This window comes from Acinetobacter terrestris, from assembly GCF_004331155.1.
GTDB classification, from domain to species: domain Bacteria; phylum Pseudomonadota; class Gammaproteobacteria; order Pseudomonadales; family Moraxellaceae; genus Acinetobacter; species Acinetobacter terrestris.
The window spans coordinates 71,930-89,655 of record NZ_SJNZ01000012.1 but is presented as its reverse complement, the minus strand read 5'-3'; the positions used below and the strand labels follow the sequence as shown (position 1 = coordinate 89,655).

Below are 17,726 nucleotides of genomic sequence, written 5' to 3'. Positions count from 1 at the left end.
ACATCATCTTCGTGAGTTAAATATTGATCGAGTTTAGCATTTTTATATATAAGTCAAAGTGCTATTTAAGTGCAATTGTTATCTTAAATATTCATATGATACTGATTTTAGTACAAGCTGAACAAAATTAACTGTGTATGAATATGTTTAAAAAATAAACGTGTCCTGAGTTGTAACATTCTATTGAAGATGCAAGCTATACCTTATTTTTTCAGCGCTTTCATCGTATAATGCCGGCAATTATTTGTTCGCATAATATTATGGTTATGCGAATGTTGTTTTTTCTATAGAGGAGTCCTACGTGGCCCAATATATTTACACGATGAACCGTGTGTCGAAGATGGTTCCGCCTAAGCGCGAAATCCTGAAAGACATCTCTTTATCATTTTTCCCAGGTGCAAAAATTGGTGTGCTTGGTTTAAACGGTGCAGGTAAATCTACCTTGCTTCGTATTATGGCGGGCGTAGATAAAGATTTCTCAGGTGAAGCACGTGCTCAACCGGGTATTAAAATCGGTTATCTTGAGCAGGAACCACCATTAGATCCAAATAAAGACGTTCGTGGTAACGTTGAAGATGGTTTGCGTGAACCGTTGGATGCCTTGGCGCGTCTGGATGAAGTATTTGCAGAATATGCAGCAGAAGATGCTGACTTTGATGCACTTGCAAAAGAACAAGAGAAACTGGAAGCGATTATTCAGACTTGGGATGCGCATAACTTAAGCAACCAGATGGACCAGGCCGCAGCTGCATTAAACCTTCCCGCTTGGGATGCAGACGTAGCCTTGCTTTCAGGTGGTGAACGTCGCCGTGTTGCACTTTGCCGTTTATTGCTTTCTAAACCGGACATGTTGCTTCTTGATGAACCGACCAACCATTTGGATGCAGAATCTGTATCTTGGTTGGAACGTTTCTTGAAAGATTTCGCCGGTACAATCGTTGCGATTACGCATGACCGTTATTTCTTGGATAACGTCGCCGAGTGGATTCTGGAGCTTGACCGTGGACATGGTATTCCTTACCAAGGCAACTATTCTTCTTGGTTGGAACAGAAAAATGCCCGCTTAGAGCAAGAGAACAAGCAGGAAGAATCTTTTGCGAAAGCATTGAAGAAAGAACTTGAATGGGTTCGTTCAAATGCTAAAGGTCAGCAAAAGAAAAATAAAGCACGTATGGAACGTTTTGAAGAGTTGAACTCTAAAGAATTCCAACAACGTAACGAAACTTCTGAAATCTACATTCCACCTGGTGCACGCTTAGGGAATAAGGTTGTAGATGTTGACGGGATCAGTAAATCGTTTGATGGTCGTTTGCTCTATGAGAACTTAAGCTTCTCTGTGCCACCGACTGCGATTGTAGGTATTGTGGGTCCTAACGGTGCAGGTAAAACGACACTGTTTCGTATGATGACCGGCGAGCAACAACCTGATACCGGTACGGTAACTCTGGGTGAGTCAGTTAAAGTGGCTTACGTAGGGCAGTTACGTGATACTTTGGATGACAATAAAACCGTTTGGGAAGAAATTTCTGGTGGTTTAGATATCTTGAAAGTGGGTGATTACGAAATCGCATCACGTGCTTATATCGGTCGTTTCAACTTTAAAGGCCAAGATCAGCAAAAACGTGTTGGCAGCTTGTCTGGTGGTGAGCGTAACCGTCTGCAACTTGCAAAAGTCTTGCAGCAAGGCGCAAACGTAATCTTGCTGGATGAACCATCGAACGACTTGGATATCGAAACTTTACGTGCGCTTGAGGATGCAATTCTTGTATTCCCGGGTACGGTAATGGTGGTATCGCATGACCGTTGGTTCCTGGACCGTATTGCGACACACATCTTGTCATTTGAAAATGAACAGCCTGAATTCTATGCGGGTAACTATGCTGAATATGAAGCATATCGTCAGTCACGTTTAGGTGATGCTGCTGTACAAAAGCGTTCTAAATACAAAAAAATCGGTTAATTGCTTATTTTGATGTAAATAAAAAAACCAGCCTGCGGGCTGGTTTTTTTATTGGTGATTTTTATTGATGATTTTTAGGAAAAAGCCAATTGGCTATATGCCTTTTCTAAGGTCATCTGTGCTTCATGATGGCCTTGCTTAGCTGCTTCTTTTAACCATTCTTCCGCAAGGGTATAGTTTTTATCTAGGCCTGATTGCCCATGCAGATAAGCTACACCTAATTTATATTGCGCATCACTATGACCTTGCTTAGCCGCTTTGGTTAGCCATTCCTGCGCATGGGTATGGTTTTTATCTAGCCCCAATTGCCCCTGCAGATAACCTAAACCTAATTTATATTGTGCTTCACTATGGCCTTTTAATGCGGCAGTTAAAAAGTTCCACATTGCATTTCGATTATTATGAACGGATTGATCGTGATCAAGCATGTAATGGTGCTTGATTGCAAGCTGCTCGAAAATTTGACCTTGTTCAAATGCCAGATTTGCTTCATTTATCTTTATATTTTGCGTACCTTGCGAAGGTTGATCTGAAGGACTAAGTAAATTATTTACTATTTTTTTTATCTTATTCACGATCATAATCAACTCCTCTTTAAGCATTGAATTATCATAATCTAATTATTTCAATGAAACGGTTATTTTTTATTCTAAGTACAAGCTGTTTGTAAGTAAATGAATTTTTTTTGTTAATTCAAAAAAATGGAAAGGGTTCAATGTTGTTTATTCATATAATATCAAAGTGAATAGTCTTCATATTTTATCCAGATCTTTTTACTGCCTCTTAGAGATATTAGATCTTGCTAAAGAGATTAATTGATATAGGGTGGATGCTAAAAAATTAGAGTATTCATCTCTATGCTTACATAAGTTATTAAGATAAATAAGAATAAAGAGAGGGGGTGCGATGGGTGAACATCATGGGCATGATCATAGTCATGCGGTTGTGACCGAAAATAATGCCAGAAAATTAACCTTTGCCTTGCTGCTGACCACCACATTTTTAATTGTTGAAGTGGTCGCAGGTTTTATCACGCAAAGTTTGGCTTTGCTTTCCGATGCAGCCCACATGTTTACCGATGCTGCCGCGCTTGCGATAGCACTGGTGGCAATAAAAATAGGCAAACTTCCGGCCGACGATAAACGCACTTTTGGCTATCAGCGCTTTGAAATTTTAGCAGCCCTGTTCAATGCATCTATGCTATTTGTAGTGGCGATGTATATTTTGTACGAGGCTTATCAGCGCTTTTCAAACCCACCTGAAATTCAAAGTGTCGGTATGATGATTGTCGCGATGATTGGTTTGGTGATTAATCTGATTTCGATGAAAATCCTATTTTCCAGTAGCCAAGAAAGTCTAAATGTAAAAGGCGCATACTTGGAAGTTTTGAGTGATGCTCTGGGTTCTGTAGGTGTGTTTATTGGGGCAGTGATTATTTATTTTACTCACTGGGTTTGGGTCGATACTTTAATTGCGGTGCTGATCGGTTTTTGGGTATTGCCTAGAACATGGGTTTTACTGAAGCAAAGCATCAATATTTTGCTTGAAGGTGTGCCGGAAGAAATTGATATTGAAAAACTGCGCAATGATTTGCTGAATTTAAAAGATGTCGAAAGTATTCATCAACTCAAGGTTTGGGCGATTACTTCGAAAAATGTACATCTGACCGTGCATTTATATGCGCCCCAGGCTGATCGTAATGCCCTGTATCAGCAAGCTTTGGAAATGTTAAGCCACATACATGGTATTACTGAAATGACGCTACAAATTGAAGAGGATGAATGTCTTGCGCATTCACATGGTCAGCTGGATGAAAATCAACAACAATCTCCTCATCAGCATAAAGGTTCACATCAGCACCGAGACTGAACCTGGGGCTGATGTGAAATGAATTTTATTTTAAATTTCCCACTCGTGGTTGCACTCACGACATTTCCATTTCTTTTGCGACTGCATAAAGCCTTGCATTGAAATTTTAAAGTCGGGTAGGTCGCGGTAAAACATAAAGCCTGCAATTAGACACAGCACAAATACAACTACAGTTGCAGATTGTAATGTTGTGCCTGCACCATCACCAAAAATCCACATTGCAATACTAATTAAAACCAACAGCAATAAGATGAAAACAGCAGGAATTAACAAGACTAAGCTTTTAGGTACCACTGGTCGTACCGCAGGTCCGCCGGATTGTGCAACTGGCATAATTTTAGGGCTTTGGCATTTTGGGCAACGGTATTGCATTACAACTCCAGAATTTTAATCTATGGGTTATTCTAATCTGAATGTCACGGAAAGCAAAAACACCGCTCATAAAATACCGTGAATAAAAAATTTAGACAATAAAAAAGCCACTGAATAGGTCAGTGGCTTTTTTGAATTTGGCGTCCCTACGGGGATTCGAACCCCGGTTACCGCCGTGAAAGGGCGATGTCCTAGGCCTCTAGACGATAGGGACTTATCGAGGCAACACAGGTAAAACTAGATATGGTGGAGTCAAGGAGGATCGAACTCCTGACCTCTACAATGCCATTGTAGCGCTCTACCAACTGAGCTATAACCCCCAGTCTGTGTGAGCGCAATATTAGGGGCATTGTGCTCACACGTCAACTATAAAATCAATTATGCCTCATCAACTGCATCATTTTTCGGCAATTTTAGGCTTTCGTTGAGTTTTTCCCAGACTTTTGTTTCTTTTTTGCTCGGACCGCCGACAATTTCAAGTGCATGGCGTAAACGAGCGAATGTTAAGTCAGGACCAATCGTCACCATAGATTGCATAACCGGGGTTGAACTGGTCGAACCGGCAATGGCAATAAAGAAGGTTGGCATAAAGTCACGTAACTTCACTTCCATCTGGCTTGCCAAGTCCATTAAGGTTTGGCTAACTGTGTCATTATTCCAGCTAAATAGGCTTTCCAGACGCCAAATCGCAAATTGTAAGCTTTGACGAACTTGTTCTTCAGACAATTTTTTGCTTTCAAACTGTTCTTTCGACAGTTGTGGGAACTGGTTGAAGTAAAAACCTGCCCAATTCACCGCTTCAGACAACAAGTTGATACGCGGTTGAATCGCAGCTGCAATGTCTTCCAACATTTTACGGTCTGCTTTCCAGGCCAAAAGTGTATTTAACAATTCGGCAGGAGAGAGCGCTTTAATCCACTGACCGTTGAGCCAGTTGAGTTTTTCGACATCAAAAATTGGACCACCAAGAGATACACGCTTAATGTCGAAATGTTCAATCATTTCAGCCAGAGTGAATTTTTCACTTTCATCCGGCATAGACCAGCCCATACGGCCCAGATAGTTCAACAGCGCTTCTGGAAGTACACCAATGTCTTTGTAATAATTGATTGAGGTTGGGTTTTTACGTTTCGATAATTTTGATTTATCCGGATTACGTAATAAGGGCATGTGGCAAAGCACAGGCATATCCCAGCCAAAGTATTGATACAACAATTGATGTTTAGGCGCAGATGGAATCCATTCTTCACCACGGATCACATGGGTAATTTCCATTAAATGGTCATCGACCACATTGGCCAAATGGTAAGTTGGCAAGCCATCCGTTTTAAGCAAAATTTGCATATCGACTTGTGCCCATGGAATTTCCACTTCGCCACGTAGCATATCGTCAAATTTGCAGCTGCCTTCAGCAGGCACTTTCATGCGGATCACGTGTGCTTCGCCTGCAGCTAAACGGCGTTGAACTTCATCTTCAGATAAAAGTAGACCACGACCGTCATAACGTGGGCTTTCACCACGGGCTTGCTGTTCAGCACGCATTTGATCCAGTTCTTCACTCGTTGCGAAGCAGTAAAATGCATGACCTTTTTCAACAAGTTCTAAAGCATATTTTTTATAGATGTCCATTCGTTCCGATTGGCGATATGGCGCATATGGACCACCGACATCGGGACCTTCTGACCAATTCAAACCTAACCAACGTAATGAATCTAAAATCATTTTTTCAGATTCAGGGGTTGAGCGAAGTTGATCGGTGTCTTCAATACGAAGAATAAATTCACCACCATGCTGTTTGGCAAAACATAAGTTGAACAAGGCAATATATGCAGTGCCTACATGTGGGAAGCCTGTAGGAGAAGGGGCAATACGAGTACGAACAGTCATAATCAATATTTTTCAGAATGTGAATGGAAAGTATTATAACGAAAAAGCCTAATCACTTAATGTTAAATTCAACATTGCAATGATTAGGCTTCATCTGAACTTCTTAAAGGGGCAAGAAGTCCAGTATTCAATTAAGAATTATTTTGCGGGAAGAATACTTGAACAAAACGGGTAAATTTTTGATTTTGTGAAGCAAAAAAGCTTTGTGTAGGGGCAACTTTAATTTCAGTCAGGACTTTTAAATCATTGTCGTTACGAAAAGTGTTGGTGCCTTGTTTTTGCTGTTGCAATGCTTTTTCAATCAGTGACGATTTTTCAGGTGAAAGACTAAGTTTGGCATCGGTGGCTTTGATGGCAGCTGCGTGTCCGATTTGGGCCATAAACCCTAAAGTTAGACTTAAACTCAATGCTGTAATAACTGGTGTAAATTTCATTTCCACATTCCCCTTACTGGTGTTGGAAGTCCCTAGATATTATTTTTCTGTTCTAGAGATACCATTTAAACACATAAAAAAATACAAAAGTAGAACTAGGTCACACTTTATTACAAAATGATAAGAAACTAATTCAATGTAGCTACTTTGTATCAAAAAACTATGGAGACAGCATGGAGAACCAGGCAAAAGATGAAGATGTGTAGCAGTTTATGCATCTTTTAGTAGTAAAAATGCATAGAAAAGCATTTTCGTGGATATCTCTAAAACTGATTTTTAATCAATAAAACAATATAAGCATATGATTGTTAAAAATATTTTATATTTATATAGTGCTTTGATCATTAAGTATGAGCTTAAAACAGATGAAAAAAATAATAGCATCAACCATTCTTGCAGTGTTAGGGGGAATCACTTCACATAGCTTCGCTGCAAAAGATTTTCTCAATGTTTCCTATGATCCGACGCGTGAATTTTACCAAGAGTATAATCAGGCTTTTGGTGAATTTTGGAAACAGCGCACTGGACAAGAAGTGAATTTTAAACAGTCGCATGGCGGTTCAGGTAAACAAGCGCGTTCAGTGATTGATGGTTTGCAAGCCGATGTGGTGACCTTGGCTTTGGCCAACGATATTGAAGAAATTGTAAATAAGGGATTAATCAATAAAAACTGGCAAAAACACTTCCCCAACAATTCAGCACCTTATACCTCAACCGTGGTGTTCCTGGTACGCAAAGGCAATCCTAAAAGTATTAAGGACTGGAATGATTTAACCCAGCCGGGTGTAGAAATTATCACGCCAAATCCTAAAACTGGTGGCGCGCCACGCTGGATTTATCTTTCGGCTTGGGGCTATGCACTAAAACAACCGGACGGTAACGATGCCAAAGCCAAAGAATTGGTGAAAAAAATTTATCAAAACGTGAAAGTGCTTGATTCGGGCGCACGTGGTTCTTTAACCACTTTTGCTGAACGCGGCATTGGCGATGTATTGCTGTCTTGGGAAAATGAAGCCTTACTGGCGACTCAAGGCTTGGGTAAAGATAAATACCAGATTGTTTATCCCTCCATTTCAATTTTGGCAGAGCCATCGGTCGCGATTGTCGATAAAAATGTGGATAAAGACGGTAACCGCAATTTAGCCAAAGGTTATCTCAACTATTTGTATTCACCCAAAGGACAGGATTTGGCGGCACAGTATTTCTTCCGTCCACGTAATCCGCAAATTGCAGCAAAATATGCAGCACAATTTCCAAAAATTAAACTGTTTAGCATCGGTGATGTTTTTGGCGGTTGGGCAAAAGCACAGAAAACCCATTTTGTGAATGGTGGGATTTTTGATCAGATTTATAGTGAGAAAAAATAAATTGGATTGATGATTAAAGATTTTTACAAGAAATGGATAATAATGTTTATCCGTTTTTTGTATATATAATTCAGAAAACGGTATATATACAGAATAAGTAAACTGTTTAATTTATCTTGAATAAAAACATGAATTTAATATGCGGGTAAAGTATTTGGTTGAATGCTAAAGGGTTTAATTCATTGCGATTTATGATTTTATTTCATATATTTAGCAGTAATGAAGATAACTTGTCTGTACTGTGATGAAAACTCAATTTAAAGCGTTATTCAGTGCGGCATTGCTGGCAACCGGCATTGCTTTTACTGCAACCACTGCTCAGGCAGCAGATCGTGAATTTTTAAACGTATCTTATGATGCAACCCGTGAATTTTACGATGAATTTAATAAATCATTTGGTGCTTACTGGAAAGTACGTACCGGCCATACTGTAAATTTTAAACAGTCGCACGGTGGTTCAGGTAAACAAGCGCGTTCAGTCGTAGATGGCCTACAAGCTGATGTGGTGACCCTGGCTTTGGCCAATGATATTGAAGAAATTGTTAAATCAGGTCAAATCCAATCCGGCTGGCAAAAAGAATTCCCGCATAACTCTGCACCTTATACCTCGACCATCGTATTTATGGTGCGTAAAGGCAATCCAAAGCATATTAAAGACTGGTCTGATTTAACCAAACCGGGCGTACAAATTATCACGCCAAATCCGAAAACTGGCGGTTTACCACGTTGGGTCTATTTATCTGCTTGGGGTTATGCACTTAAGCAACCGGGTGGTACTGATGCTAAAGCCAAAGACTTTGTCGGCAAAATGTACCACAACGTAAAAGTCATGGATTCTGCTGCACGTGCGTCAATGACCACTTTTGCTGAACGTGGCATTGGTGATGTATTGCTGACTTGGGAAAATGAAGCTCTGGTGACTCAAAAGAGCATAGGTAAAAATAAGTTCGACATTATCTATCCTTCAATGTCAATTTTAACTGAACCTTCAGTGGCAATTGTGGATAAAAATGTCGAAAAAGATGGCAATAAATGGTTAGCCAAAGGCTATATCAATTACTTGTACTCACCATTGGGTCAAGAAATGGCAGCAAAATATTTCTACCGTCCACGTAATCCAGAAGTGCTCGCTAAATATTCTGCTCAATTCCCTAAAATTAAAACCTTTACCATTGATGACGTGTTTGGTGGCTGGGCTCAAGCGCAAAAAACTCATTTTGTGAATGGGGCAACTTTCGATCAGATTTATAACACTCGTAAATAAATGATCGATTTATAATTTAAAAGCCTCCTATGCAGGGGGCTTTTTTGTTTTTGATCGCACATTTTTAAAATCAAATTTTGAATTGAAAAATATGATTTTTCTTTTATTGATTAGCGGCCAGACATTTTAAATGAGTGACCAGTATGTTTAGTCTGAATTTGCTGTTCTGTACTGATGTTTAAATAAGCTCGAATTATATGCTCTAAGTCTAATTTTGAAATAAGATAAATAAACATATTGATGACTTGTCAAAGATAAACAACCAGAATATTCAGCTTGATCTTTGAGTCGTTGATCATTGGTGTGGGAAAGAGCCTGATTTTAACAAACAATTTGCACCAGTATTGAGCTGTTACAATGCGATAAAAGCACATGAAAGATGACTTAAATCTGCGTTGCATAAATCCAGAAACGGTTTTCTCTATAGAAAGTAATATTTCCCTACAAAAAGTCGTTTGGAGCTTTGTCAAAACAAGGTAATAATGTGCAGTTAAATTTTTCATAGTCTTGATTGAACCCTTATGTCGCATATTTCTGTACTACTTCACGAAACTGTTGATGCCTTATTGGCAGATCGAAATACAGGAATTTATGTCGATGGCACTTTTGGCCGAGGTGGTCATACCCGTTTCTTGCTTTCTAAATTAGATGAAAATGCACGTGTATATGGCTTTGATAAAGATCCACAAGCTTTGGAAGCTGCGGCAATATTGGAACAAGAAGATTCACGTTTTAAAATCATTCATGCCAGCTTTGCTGATTTAAAACAAGAACTTGAGTCACGAGGCATTGGTCTGGTTGATGGGGTGATGGCAGATTTAGGGGTATCTTCACCACAGCTGGATCAGGCTGAGCGTGGTTTTAGCTTTATGAAAGATGGCCCGCTGGATATGCGTATGGACAATTCAAAAGGTCCGACTGCAGCTGAATGGCTGGTAAATATTGAAGAAGAAGCCTTGGCCAATGTTATTTTTAAATATGGTGAAGAACGTTATAGCCGTCGTATTGCTAAAGCTATTAAAGCTGCGGGCTATATCGACACGACAGCGCAACTTGCTGAAATTGTGAAAGTTGCCCATCCGAAATGGGAAAAAAATAAACATGCCGCAACACGAACTTTTCAGGGTATCCGTATTGCCATTAATAAAGAATTAGAAGATATTGAAGCATTCTTGCCGCAAGCAGTGGAGGTGCTAAAAACTGGGGGGCGTTTAGCAGTCATTAGTTTCCACTCGCTAGAAGACCGTTTAATTAAACAATTTATTCAAAAAGAATCGACTTTAGCGGAAGATACTAGTTGGGGCATGCCACAAGAACGGGAAGATACCCGTCGATTAAAGAAAATTTCCCGAGTGCGTGCCAGTGAAGAAGAGATTAAAGTCAATTTTCGTTCACGTAGTGCATGGCTTAGAGTTGCAGAACGCTTAGCTTCGAAAGGCGAATAATGAAAACTGAAGTTGTTGAAAAGAAAACAGATAACTTGCCGATGAAAAAATTCATCAGTTATGTCGTTTTACTGGTCTTGGTCTTTTTTAGCGCAATTATGGTGGTGTTTCAAGTCTTTGAATACCGTCATGATTACCGTGAATTAAGTGCCTTTAACCGAGAAAAAGATGATCTGAACGCAGAGTGGGGGCGTTTGCTCATCGAGCAGCAAACCTTTGGTGCAACAGCGCAAATTGGCACACGCGCTGTGACCCAGTTGCGAATGTATTCGCCACCTGCAACGCAGACGGTTGTGATTTCTTTACCAATGACTTCAGAAGATAAAAAATAAGGCTAGCTGTAATATGGTGGACAAGAGAAACAAGCAAGTGCGTAAAAAACAGCAGTCTGTGACGGATAAAAACACCCTGAGCGTAGATATGTGGCGTTTTTATTTGATGTGGAGTGTGGTTTTACTCTGCTTTTTAGCTTTGGTCGGTCGTGCATTTTATGTACAGGTGATTAATAAAGACTTTTTGCAAAACAAAGCCAATGCCAACATTTTAAGAACGGAAAAAGTCAAGGCGATGCGCGGTGTAATTTATGACCGTCATGGGGTGCCCTTGGCAATCAGTACACCGGTCATGAAAGTGGTGATTGATCCGCGCGATTATTTTGAGGCTAAAAAACAGTTTGATGAGATTACTGCTGAACTGGCTAAAGATCCCACTAACCGTAAATTAAAACGTCAATTACCGGATAAAAATTTAAATCTGGATGAACTTGCCGATGCGGTCGGAATCGATCGTGCCGAGTTGAAAAAGAGAATGAACGAAAAACCGCGTTCACGCTATCTGGTTCTGCAAAAAGAGATTCCACCGCAGCAAGCTGAACTGATTGCCAAACGCGAGTTCCAAGGGGTTTATACCGAGAAGAACTATAAGCGTTACTATCCGCAGCCGCAGCCGAATGCACAGATTATTGGTCTAACCAATAGTGAAGGAATCGGAATTGAAGGTCTGGAAATGCAGTTAAATACTGCTTTATCCGGTCATGATGGTGAACAGCAGATCGTCCGTGATAAAAAAGGCAACCGTTTTAAAGATCCGGAAGTGATTAAGGAAGTTGAAGCCGGGGAAAATATCACTTTAAGTATTGATTCACGTCTGCAATATATTATGTACCGTGAACTGACGGCAGCCGGTGTGGCGAATAATGCCCGTTCAGCCACTGCCATAGCAGTAGATATCAAAACAGGTGAAATTCTGGCAATGACCAGTTGGCCATCTTACAACCCGAACGATAAAAAAAGTTTAGGCAATAAAGATGCCATGCGTAACCGTGGTGCAGTGGATTCCTTTGAACCGGGTTCAACCATGAAACCCTTGACGGTCGCCATGGCTCTGGAAAGTGGTAAATACACCGCAAATTCAGTGGTGAATACTGCACCGGGTAGTATGCGTATTGGTAACCATACCATTCGTGATACCCATAACTATGGTGTACTGACTTTGGGTGGCATCATCCAGAAATCATCTAACGTGGGTGTTGCTAAACTTGCATTGTCCTTGCCTTATGCCACCTTACCTACTTTTTATAAGCGTGTAGGAATGGGCCAGCGTTCAGCAGTAAAATTCCCTGGTGAAAGTGGAGGTTTAATCTTGCCACCAAGCAAATGGAATGTCTCTGAAGTGGGAACCATGGCTTATGGTTATGGCCTGAATGCTACAGTGCTGCAAATTGCTGATGCCTATGCCATGCTTGCTAATAAAGGCGTCAAGGTTCCTTTAAGTTTATATAAATTAGAGCAACCTCCGAAGGGTGAGCAAATCGTTGATGCAAAAATTGCCGATCAAGTGCTGTTGATGATGGAAACAGCGACATTGCCAGGCGGAACTGCTACACGTGCCACTATTCCGGGCTATCGTGTGGCCGGTAAAACTGGTACCGCACATAAGCTACGTGCTGACCGTAAAGGTTATTCAACCAGCGAATATCGTGCTTTATTTGCCGGTGTCGCACCAGTGAGTGATCCGCGTTTGGCCATGATTGTCGTGGTGGAAAATCCTCAAGGCTCTTACTATGGGGGTACGGTATCTGCCCCTGTATTCGCACGCGTAATGCAAGAATCGCTACGTTTAATGAACGTGCCTTTAGATAAACCTTTAGATACTCCCAAAATCCAGTAATAGGTGATGAATGTCCATTACATTTCAAGATCTCTACACCGCTGAAAAAATCACTGGATGGATGACCAAGCCATTCAGTGGCTTTGGTTTAGATAGTCGTAAAGTTGAGCCAGGGCAAATTTTTATTGCCCTGAATAGTTTTTCTCAGCCTGAAAAAACCTTGCAGTTTGCACAGTCTGCTTTGGCAAACGGTGCCTTGGCTGTGGTCAGTGAAGCCGATTTAGACTTGGAAAATAGTATCGTGGTGCCAAATGTCCGTCATTTGATGGGGCTGTGGCAAAAGCAATATTTACAAGCGACTCAGCAAGTACAGGCAGCACGAATTCTTGCGGTTACTGGTACCAACGGTAAAACCACCATTTCACGACTGGTTGCTGAATTGTTGATGTTGCAAGGAAAAAAATGTGCAGTAATGGGAACCACGGGTAACGGAATTTTACCGAACCTTGAAGCATCTTCGCATACCACATTAGATGCGTTACATCTGCAAAATGCCTTGCATGGTTATGCTCAACAAGGTGCTGAATTCGCAGCGATCGAAGCCAGTTCTCATGGTTTGGAACAAGGCCGTTTGAATGGCTGCAATATTGAAATTGCAGCTTATAGTAATTTAAGCCGTGATCATCTGGATTATCACGGTACGCTTGAAGCTTATGCTGAAGCCAAGTCTCGTTTATTCAAATTCCCGAGTTTAAAAGTGGCGATTATCAATATTGATGATGAACATGCCAAAGTCATGATCGATGCTGCAAAAGCCAATCCTGCGCAACCGAAAATTTTAAGCTATTCAACGACGCAAATTGCGGATTATCAGGTTAAAGATATTCAATATAGTTTGAATGGCGCAAACTTTAAATTGATCACTAAACAAGGTGAATTTGAAGTTCAGAGTCCATTGCTCGGTCATTTTAATGTAGAAAACCTGGTGGCAAGTTTGGTGACTGCGGAACAAGCGGGTTTTGATCTTGCGACACTGATTTCAACAGTGTCGCAATTGCAAGGCGCTCCGGGTCGTATGCAGGTGATCCGTGATGCAGATCGATTATTTGTGGTGGATTATGCCCATACCCCTGATGCTTTAATTCAGGTGCTGAAAACCTTAAAACGTCATGTATCTAATCAGTTATGGGCGGTGTTTGGTTGTGGCGGTGATCGCGATCGTGGCAAACGTCCACTGATGACTCAAGCGGCACTCAATGGTGCTGATATTGCGTTGATTACATCGGATAATCCACGTACGGAAGACCCAGAACAAATTTTTGCTGACATGAAAGCGGGGATTAATGTTGCAGTTGATACTGTCCATGAAATTCATGACCGCCGTGAAGCAATTAAATTTGCCGTGCAAAAAGCCCAAGCAGGCGATATCGTGGTCATTGCCGGTAAAGGTCATGAAAATTATCAAGAGATTGATGGCGTGCGTCACTGGTTTGATGACGTGATTGAAGTGCAATCTGCAATTGCTACCCAACATCACACCACAGCTTCAGCTTATCCGGCTCAATAGGAAACAAAAATGCATACATCGACTACCAGTACGGTGCCTTTGGAGCCGTGGACAGCTGCGCAGCTTACGGATGCCACTCAAGGTTACTGGTTGAATGAGAAAGTGCCTCAAGGCAATATTAAACGAATTTTGACGGATTCCCGTGATGCTGAAAAAGCCGATGCTTTTTTAGCGCTACAAGGCGAACGTTTTGATGCACACGATTTTATTGCTCAAGTTGCAGCACAGGGTTGCGAAATTGCCATTGTCAGTCATCCGGTGGATGCAGATATTTGCCAGCTCGTGGTTGCAGATACGCGTTTGGCCCTCGGCCATTTAGGCGCTTATCGCCGTGCGCAAAATTCACAAGTGAAAGTAATTGCGCTGACCGGCAGTAGTGGTAAAACCACGACTAAAGAAATGCTGGGTAGTATTTTATCTCGCTTGGCACCTACGTTGATTACTCGCGGTAACTTAAACAATGATTTAGGTGTGCCGGTGATGTTGTTAGAGCTTCGTGCCGAACATCAGTATGCAGTGATGGAGCTTGGTGCTAGTCATCAAGGTGAAATTGATTACACCTCGAATCTGGTTCAACCGCATGTCGCCGGGATCATTAATATTGGTACTGCACATTTGGGTGAGTTTGGCGGACGTGAGGGCATCTGCCGGGCTAAATCTGAAATTTATGCACATATCGCCAAAACTGGGACATCGATTGTTCCTGCTGCAGATGATTTTGCCGATACGATTCGTCAAGCTGTACAGACTGAACAGGTCTTAAGCTTTGGTGAAAATGGGGATGTTTTTGCTACAGAAACTGAATTACATCCGCAATCCTCTACCTTCACATTAAATACACCAAATGGTGTACGTCAGGTCAACCTGCCGTTTGCCGGTGAACATAATGTGCAAAATGCCACTGCTGCGACCGCTTTCGCCCTCGCGATTGGTGTTGCTCTTGATGACATCGTGATGGGATTAGAACAGGCGACAGGTGCCAAAGGTCGCTTGAATTTCATTCAAGCTAAAAAACATTTATTTATTGATGATACCTACAACGCCAACCCGACCTCGATGCGTGCAGCAGCTGAAGTGCTTGCGCAGCAAGACGGGGTGAAAGTGATGGTGATTGGTGACATTGGTGAATTGGGAGCAAGTGCGGCACAACAGCATTATATGTTGGGCCGAGATCTGGTGGCGACAGGCGTCAATTTTGTGGTAGCGGTGGGCGAGTTTTCACCGGCAACCCAAGAAGGGGCACGCAGTACCCAATATGGTAAAAAAATGCAGGCTTTTCTAAATCAGGAACAAGCCCTTCCTTTTTTACTGAGTCTAATTGAAACACATCAACCTCAATCCATGAGTTTCCTGTTTAAAGGTTCTCGTTATACCCACATGGAAACATTGATGGCTGATTTGATGGAGAAACTTTAATGCTGTTATGGCTATTTGAACAACTGGCGGGCTACAACAGCTCGTTCCAGGTAGTTCGTTATTTAACATTACGTGCTTTGCTCAGTGTCTTAACCGCATTGACCATTGGACTGGTTTTGGGTCCGGTGATGATCCGTAAGCTACAAGCACTCAAATATGGCCAGGCAGTCAGTTCATTTGCTCCTGAAGGTCATGCCAAGAAAATGGGTACACCAACTATGGGTGGGGTATTGATCCTGCTTTCGATTGGTATTTCAACCTTGCTTTGGGCCGATTTATCCAATCCCTATGTCTGGATTGTACTTGCGGTGATGGTAATTTTTGGTGCCGTGGGTTGGGCAGATGACTGGATTAAAGTCCGTTATAAAGATAATGCTGGCTTGCCTGCGAAGAAAAAATTCTTTTGGACTTCAGTCGGTTCTTTAGGTGCAGGTATTGCGCTGTATGTGATTGCGACCCAACAGGCCAATCCTGTGCATACTGCGAATATGCTGGATCTGCTGATTCCATTCTTTAAAAATATCAGTATTCCTTTGTCCGCTATTCCATTGGGTATCGGTTTTATTATCTTTACTTATCTGGTAATTAACGGTGCATCCAATGCAGTCAATCTGACTGATGGTCTGGATGGTTTGGCGATTATGCCAATCGTCCTTGTTGCAGCAGGTTTGGGTGTATTTGCTTACCTTGCTGGTGATGTGCGTTTTGCCAATTATCTGCATATGCCGTATGTGAAATATTCATCTGAACTCGTGGTGATCTGCGCTGCAATGATTGGTGCGGGCTTGGCCTTCCTTTGGTATAACGCACATCCAGCTCAAGTATTCATGGGTGATGTCGGTGCATTATCTTTGGGTGCGATGCTGGGTACCATTGCGGTTATGGTTCGTCAGGAAATCGTGTTTGCGATTATGGGCGGTGTGTTCGTGGTCGAAGCCATTTCTGTGTTCCTGCAAATTGGTTCACTGCGTATGCGAAATAAACGTGTATTCCTGATGGCACCTTTACATCACCATTACGAGAAAAAAGGCTGGCGTGAAACCCAGGTGGTGATTCGTTTCTGGATTATCACGATTATGCTGGTAGTTTTAGGCTTAATGACCTTAAAATTGCGTTAAGCAAATATTCGAAAAAGCCGGCATTTGCTCCCACATCTGCCGGCTTTTTTAACGCCTGATTTTCAGGCACTGGAGAAAATATGAATCTGCTGATGTGTCCTGTATGTCGTGAAGCACTGAAACTGACCGAGAAAACATGGCGCTGTGCCAATAACCACAGTTATGACGTGGCAAAACAGGGTTATGTGAACTTGCATGTGGTGCAGCATAAACACAGTAAAAATCCGGGCGATACCGTGGAGTCGGTGCAGGCACGCCGTGCATTTTTAAGTGCCGGATTTTATGCACCGCTACAACAGGTGGCGGTCGAAAAAATTAGGGACTTGCGCGTTGAAAACCTGCTCGATATTGGCTGTGGTGAAGGTTATTACACCAATGCCATGCAGGCAGAAGTACTGCAATGTATCGGTGTGGATATTGCTAAAAATGCAGTTCAGGTCGCGGCCAAGCTAAATAAAAAAGTGACCTGGGTGGTGGGAACGGGTGCCACACTTCCTGTTCTAGATGCTTCAATTGACTTATGTACCAGTTTGTTTAGTCCTATTCCCAAGCAGGAAATATTGCGCGTACTGAAGCCGAATGCCTATTTGATGGTCGTGACCCCTGCAACTGAACACTTATATGCGATGCGTGAAGCCTTGTTTGAAGAAGTGAACCCGCATGAACCACATAAGTTTGTTGATCAATTGGCAGATGCTTTTGAATTAATAGATGAAAGTATTGTTGATGCGCCTTTTACCGTGCAACAGGCAGATTTGAAAAACCTGATTGCGATGACGCCGTATGCTTATAAAGCAAAACCGGAACGCCGACAGGCGCTAGAGCAGAATGAGCAATTCGAGTTAAAAGGGCAGTTTCAAATTTATTTATTTAAAAAGAAATAAGCCGAATAAAAAGCCCTCATTTGAGGGCTTTTTA

Annotated in this window: 15 protein-coding genes and 2 tRNA genes; 11 read left to right on the top strand and 6 right to left on the bottom strand. The window is 41.7% G+C overall.

Annotated features, from left to right (window positions below):
- Window positions 1-301: 301 nt before the first annotated feature.
- On the top strand, window positions 302-1,960 hold the full coding sequence (gene ettA, locus E0H81_RS08540) for an energy-dependent translational throttle protein EttA (protein WP_131318182.1): 1,659 nt from the start codon (window positions 302-304) through the stop codon (window positions 1,958-1,960).
- Window positions 1,961-2,034: 74 nt separating this feature from the next.
- Here ettA and E0H81_RS08535 read toward each other — a convergent pair whose 3' ends face one another.
- Window positions 2,035-2,535 (bottom strand): tetratricopeptide repeat protein, encoded by a 501-nt coding sequence (locus E0H81_RS08535; RefSeq protein WP_171458585.1) that lies wholly within the window; start codon window positions 2,533-2,535, stop codon window positions 2,035-2,037.
- Window positions 2,536-2,866: 331 nt separating this feature from the next.
- Here E0H81_RS08535 and E0H81_RS08530 point away from each other — a divergent pair, with 331 nt between their 5' ends.
- Entirely contained in the window at window positions 2,867-3,829 is a 963-nt protein-coding gene (locus E0H81_RS08530; protein WP_131318177.1) for a cation diffusion facilitator family transporter, read from the top strand.
- A 30-nt stretch (window positions 3,830-3,859) separates the two neighbouring features.
- Here the strand turns inward: E0H81_RS08530 and E0H81_RS08525 are convergent, their stop codons facing one another.
- The 5 genes from E0H81_RS08525 to E0H81_RS08505 all read right to left on the bottom strand — a co-directional run bounded on the left by E0H81_RS08525 (window position 3,860) and on the right by E0H81_RS08505 (window position 6,522).
- Entirely contained in the window at window positions 3,860-4,201 is a 342-nt protein-coding gene (locus tag E0H81_RS08525; RefSeq protein WP_131268439.1) for a hypothetical protein, read from the bottom strand.
- A gap of 138 nt (window positions 4,202-4,339) precedes the next feature.
- Window positions 4,340-4,415: transfer RNA gene (locus E0H81_RS08520), tRNA-Glu, on the bottom strand.
- 30 nt (window positions 4,416-4,445) lie between these two features.
- Window positions 4,446-4,521, bottom strand: a tRNA-Ala gene (locus E0H81_RS08515).
- 58 nt (window positions 4,522-4,579) lie between these two features.
- Window positions 4,580-6,088, bottom strand: a complete 1,509-nt coding sequence (gltX, locus tag E0H81_RS08510) for a glutamate--tRNA ligase (protein ID WP_131318175.1) — start codon at window positions 6,086-6,088, stop codon at window positions 4,580-4,582.
- 131 nt (window positions 6,089-6,219) lie between these two features.
- On the bottom strand, window positions 6,220-6,522 hold the full coding sequence (locus E0H81_RS08505; RefSeq protein WP_131318173.1) for a hypothetical protein: 303 nt from the start codon (window positions 6,520-6,522) through the stop codon (window positions 6,220-6,222).
- Between the two features lie 350 nt (window positions 6,523-6,872).
- Here E0H81_RS08505 and E0H81_RS08500 point away from each other — a divergent pair, with 350 nt between their 5' ends.
- The 9 genes from E0H81_RS08500 (at window position 6,873) to E0H81_RS08460 (ending at window position 17,692) form a co-directional block, all read left to right on the top strand.
- On the top strand, window positions 6,873-7,889 hold the full coding sequence (locus tag E0H81_RS08500; RefSeq protein WP_280526100.1) for a sulfate ABC transporter substrate-binding protein: 1,017 nt from the start codon (window positions 6,873-6,875) through the stop codon (window positions 7,887-7,889).
- 244 nt (window positions 7,890-8,133) lie between these two features.
- Window positions 8,134-9,153: a sulfate ABC transporter substrate-binding protein gene (locus tag E0H81_RS08495; RefSeq protein ID WP_131318169.1), complete on the top strand. Its 1,020-nt coding sequence runs from the start codon at window positions 8,134-8,136 to the stop codon at window positions 9,151-9,153.
- Window positions 9,154-9,674: 521 nt separating this feature from the next.
- Window positions 9,675-10,598, top strand: coding sequence for a 16S rRNA (cytosine(1402)-N(4))-methyltransferase RsmH (rsmH, locus tag E0H81_RS08490; RefSeq protein ID WP_131318167.1), 924 nt, complete (start codon window positions 9,675-9,677; stop codon window positions 10,596-10,598).
- Window positions 10,598-10,930 carry a cell division protein FtsL gene (ftsL, locus tag E0H81_RS08485; RefSeq protein ID WP_131318165.1) on the top strand — a complete coding sequence of 111 codons (333 nt, stop codon included), beginning with the start codon at window positions 10,598-10,600 and terminating at the stop codon, window positions 10,928-10,930. The genes rsmH and ftsL overlap by 1 nt, the downstream gene beginning before the upstream one ends.
- 13 nt (window positions 10,931-10,943) lie before the next feature.
- Complete coding sequence (ftsI, locus tag E0H81_RS08480) at window positions 10,944-12,767, top strand: penicillin-binding protein PBP3 (protein WP_131318163.1); 1,824 nt, start codon at window positions 10,944-10,946, stop codon at window positions 12,765-12,767.
- 10 nt (window positions 12,768-12,777) lie between these two features.
- Window positions 12,778-14,274, top strand: a complete 1,497-nt coding sequence (locus tag E0H81_RS08475; RefSeq protein ID WP_131318161.1) for a UDP-N-acetylmuramoyl-L-alanyl-D-glutamate--2,6-diaminopimelate ligase — start codon at window positions 12,778-12,780, stop codon at window positions 14,272-14,274.
- A 9-nt stretch (window positions 14,275-14,283) separates the two neighbouring features.
- Window positions 14,284-15,690 (top strand): UDP-N-acetylmuramoyl-tripeptide--D-alanyl-D-alanine ligase, encoded by a 1,407-nt coding sequence (locus E0H81_RS08470; protein ID WP_131318159.1) that lies wholly within the window; start codon window positions 14,284-14,286, stop codon window positions 15,688-15,690.
- Window positions 15,690-16,808, top strand: a complete 1,119-nt coding sequence (gene mraY, locus E0H81_RS08465) for a phospho-N-acetylmuramoyl-pentapeptide-transferase (RefSeq protein WP_131268421.1) — start codon at window positions 15,690-15,692, stop codon at window positions 16,806-16,808. Before E0H81_RS08470 ends, mraY begins: the two co-directional genes overlap by 1 nt.
- Window positions 16,809-16,888: 80 nt before the next feature.
- Window positions 16,889-17,692, top strand: coding sequence for a putative RNA methyltransferase (locus E0H81_RS08460; protein WP_131318157.1), 804 nt, complete (start codon window positions 16,889-16,891; stop codon window positions 17,690-17,692).
- Window positions 17,693-17,726: the final 34 nt, after the last annotated feature.